Raw genomic sequence first — 3,824 nt, forward strand, 5'->3', positions numbered from 1 at the left:
CGCCTCGCTGGCCATGCGCCACATCCGTGATCCGCAGGAAGAGTTCGGTGCGATCCGCGTGTTCGGCAGCATCGGCTGGATCCTGGTCGGCCTGGCGGTCGGCGCATGGGGCGTGGAAGCCACGGCATCGCCGCTGCTCCTTGCCGCCGTGCTTTCGGTCGTGATGGCGGGCTACTGCTTCACCCTGCCCGCGACGCCGCCGCTGGCGCGGAACTCGCGCTTCGAACTGCGCCATGCCCTGCCGCTCGAATCGCTTCACCTGCTCCGTGAGCGCTCCATGGCGGTGTTCGCCCTCGCCTCGTTCCTGATCTGCATCCCGCTGCAGTTCTACTACGCGTTCACCAACCTGGTCCTCAACGAGGCTGGCGTGGTCAATGCCGCCGGCAAGATGACCGGTGGCCAGATGTCGGAGCTGTTCTTCATGCTCCTCATCCCCTGGTTCTTCCGCCGCCTTGGCGTGAAGTGGATGCTCGCCGTCGGCATGCTCGCCTGGGTCGTGCGCTACGGCATGTTCGCCTTCGGTGGTTCCGGCGAGCTGATGTGGATGCTCTGGCTCGGTATCGTCCTGCACGGCGTCTGTTTCGACTTCTTCTTCGTGGTGGGCCAGATCTACATCGACCGCGAAGCGCCGCCCGCCCTGCGCGCCGCCACGCAGGGGCTCATCACCTTCCTGACCTACGGCCTCGGCATGTTCGTCGGTTCGTGGTTGTCCGGCATCGTCGTCGAGACCTATACGCGCAGCGACGGCACGCACGACTGGCACGGCATCTGGATCATCGCCGGTGCCTTTGCCGCCTTTGTCTTCGCCCTCTTCGTCCTGCTCTTCAAGGATCGCAGGACCACCGCTGCCGCTGCCGTCGCCAGCACCCACTGATTCGGGATAACGCTTCATGATCACTCGCAGACAGTTCCTCACGCGCTCGGCGCTGTGTGGCACCGCGCTTGGGCTGGGCCTCGGCGCGCCGGGCAAGCTCCTCGCCGCCGGCTCGAAGGGCAAGAGCCTCGGCATCCAGCTCTACATGGTGCTCGATGCCTACCAGAAGGATCCGCTGGGCACGCTCAAGACGCTGAAGTCGATCGGCTACACCGAGATCGAGGCGATCGTCACCAGCACGGCGGAAACCCTGCGTGACCAGCTGAAGGAAGCCGGGCTCGCCTGCCCCAGCATGCACTTCGACAGCATGGGCTTCGAGAAGGGCATTGATGCCGCGCATACGCTCGGCGCGAAGTACATCGTCAGCAGCATGCTCCCGGCGATCATGCAGAAGGAGAGCGGCCGCTCGGGCGACCTGACCTACACGCTCGATGATGCGAAGCGCGTGGCGGCGCATGCGAACGAGCTGGCTGCGAAGGCGAAGAAGACCGGCCTGCAGTACGCCTACCACAACCACCACGCGGAATTTACCGATGTGGGCGGTGGCAAGACCTACTACGACGTGCTGCTGGCGGAAACCGACCACAAGCTCGTCCAGTTCGAGCTCGACTGTGGGTGGGTCCACGCCGGTGGCAAGAACCCCGTCGATTACTTCAAGGCCAACCCGGGCCGCATCCCCCTGATGCACGCCAAGGACTTCCTGCCGGGTAACGCCAAGGATTACCCGGGTGCCGAACTCGGCCGCGGCACGCTCGATTACAAACCGATCATGGCGGCGGCGGACGCTTCCGGACTGAAGCATTGCTTCGTCGAACAGGAAGGTCCCTTCGCCCGCATGAGTTCCCTGGACGCCGCGCGCGTCGATTTCGATTACCTGCGCCCGCTGCGCTGAGGAACACGCATGGAAAAGAACACATTCGACGCTATCGTCGTCGGTACCGGTGTCAGTGGCGGCTGGGCCGCCAAGGAACTGACCGAGAAGGGCCTCAAGACCCTCGTGCTCGACCGCGGCCCCATGGTCAAGCACCTCGATTACCCAACGGCCATGAAGGCGCCGTGGGAACTGCCGTACGGCGACGAGCCGACCCAGGAAGACCTTGCACGCTGGCCGAAGCACACGCGCCCGTCGTTCTACGGCATCACCCAGTCGACCAAGCACTGGTTCGTCGATGACATCGACAACCCGTATGAAGAAACCAAGCCGTTCGACTGGTTCCGCGGCTACCACGTCGGCGGACGCTCGCTGATGTGGGGTCGGCAGAGCTATCGCCTCAGCCAGATGGATTTCGAGGCCAACGGCAAGGAAGGCGTGGGCGTGGACTGGCCGATCCGTTATGAAGACATCGCTCCGTGGTACGACCACGTCGAGCACTTCATCGGCGTGAGCGGCAACAACGATCATCTGGCGCAGCTCCCCGACGGCAACTTCCTGCCGCCGATGGACCTGAACTGCGTCGAGAAAGACTTCCAGGGCAAGCTGGACAGCAAGTTCAACCGCAAGCTGATCATCGGCCGCACCGCCAACCTCTCGGCCCCGCTTAAGCACGACCAGAGCCCGCAGCGCGGCACCTGCCAGTACCGCAACCTGTGCATGCGCGGTTGCCCGTTCGGCGGTTACTTCAGCAGCAACTCGTCCACCCTGCCCTCGGCCGAGCGCACGGGCAACATGACGATGGTGACCAACGCCATCGTGTACGAGCTGATCTACGACAACGACAAGGGCAAGGCCACCGGCGTTCGTGTGCTCGATGCGGAGACCGGTCACCAGACCGAGTACTTCGCCAAGGTCATCTTCATGTGCGCGTCGACCTTCGGCACCGCACACATCCTGATGAACTCGACCTCGACCCGCTTCCCCAACGGTTTCGGCAACGATAGCGGCGAGCTCGGCCACAACATCATGGATCACATGTTCGGCACCGGCGCGCGCGCCATGGTCGAAGGCCATGAAGACCGCTACTACTCCGGCCGCCGCCCCACCGGCTTCTACATCCCGCGCTATCGCAACATCGGCACGGACAAGCAGAAGTACCTGCGTGGCTTCGGCTTCCAGGGTGGCGCGGGCCGCCAGGACTGGACCCGCCTCGTGCAGGAACAGCTGCTCGGCCAGGACCTCAAGCAGGCCGCGCAGGAGCCGGGTCCCTGGTATGTCTCGATGATGGGCTTCGGCGAGATGCTGCCGTCGCACAAGAACTTCGTGACGCTGGATCGCAACCACAAGGACAAGTACGGCCTGCCCGTGCTGAACTTCGACGCCGCGCACCAGGAGAACGAGAAGATGATGGGCAAGGCCATCATCGAGGACGCGATGGAGATGCTGACCGGCGCGGGCTACCGCGACGTGAACCACTTCACCATGAAGGCCAACGTCGGCGCCGGCATCCACGAGATGGGCACCGCGCGCATGGGCCGCGACCCGAAGACCTCGGTGCTCAACGGCTGGAACCAGATGCATGCCTGCAAGAACGTCTATGTGACCGACGGCTCGGCCATGGCCTCGTCCGGCTGCCAGAACCCGTCCCTTACGTACATGGCGCTGACCGCACGCGCGGCCAACCACGCCGTGGAAGAACTCAAGCGCGGCAACATTTAAGGATCCCGCCATGAATCGTCGCGAATGGTTGAAAAACATGTCCGTGCTGGCTGCGGGCGTCATCGCGGGTCCGTCGCTGCTGGCGGTGGTCGATGCGCATGCCGCTTCGCAGAAGCCGGATGCCAGGCCGCAGTTCTTCGATCCGGCGCAGTACAGCCTGCTTGGCGCGGTGTCGGAGATCATCATCCCCCGCACCGATACGCCGGGTGCGGTCGAAGCGGGCGTACCGCTGTTCATCGACCAGCTGCTCAAGGCCGTCTACAACAAGGGTGACCAGGCCCGTTACCTCACCGCCATGGCCGCCTTCGACAAGGCGGCCGGCAAGCCCTTCATGCAGCTCGACGACGCCCAGCGCAA

General features: G+C 64.2%; 4 protein-coding genes. All 4 read left to right on the forward strand.

Annotated elements, in window-relative coordinates:
- A partial coding sequence (locus ACTHLF_RS13985) for an MFS transporter (RefSeq protein WP_440327956.1) occupies positions 1-874 on the forward strand: 874 nt, incomplete at its 5' end.
- 16 nt (positions 875-890) lie between these two features.
- Positions 891-1,766: a sugar phosphate isomerase/epimerase family protein gene (locus tag ACTHLF_RS13990; protein ID WP_440327957.1), complete on the forward strand. Its 876-nt coding sequence runs from the start codon at positions 891-893 to the stop codon at positions 1,764-1,766.
- A 9-nt stretch (positions 1,767-1,775) separates the two neighbouring features.
- The gene (locus ACTHLF_RS13995; protein ID WP_440327958.1) at positions 1,776-3,467 is read left to right on the forward strand and encodes a GMC oxidoreductase; all 1,692 of its coding nucleotides are present in this window, start codon (positions 1,776-1,778) and stop codon (positions 3,465-3,467) included.
- Between the two features lie 10 nt (positions 3,468-3,477).
- The coding region (locus ACTHLF_RS14000; RefSeq protein WP_440327959.1) for a gluconate 2-dehydrogenase subunit 3 family protein at positions 3,478-3,824 on the forward strand (347 nt) is incomplete at its 3' end.

Source organism: Luteibacter sp. (assembly GCF_051958795.1).
Taxonomy (GTDB): Bacteria; Pseudomonadota; Gammaproteobacteria; order Xanthomonadales; family Rhodanobacteraceae; genus Luteibacter.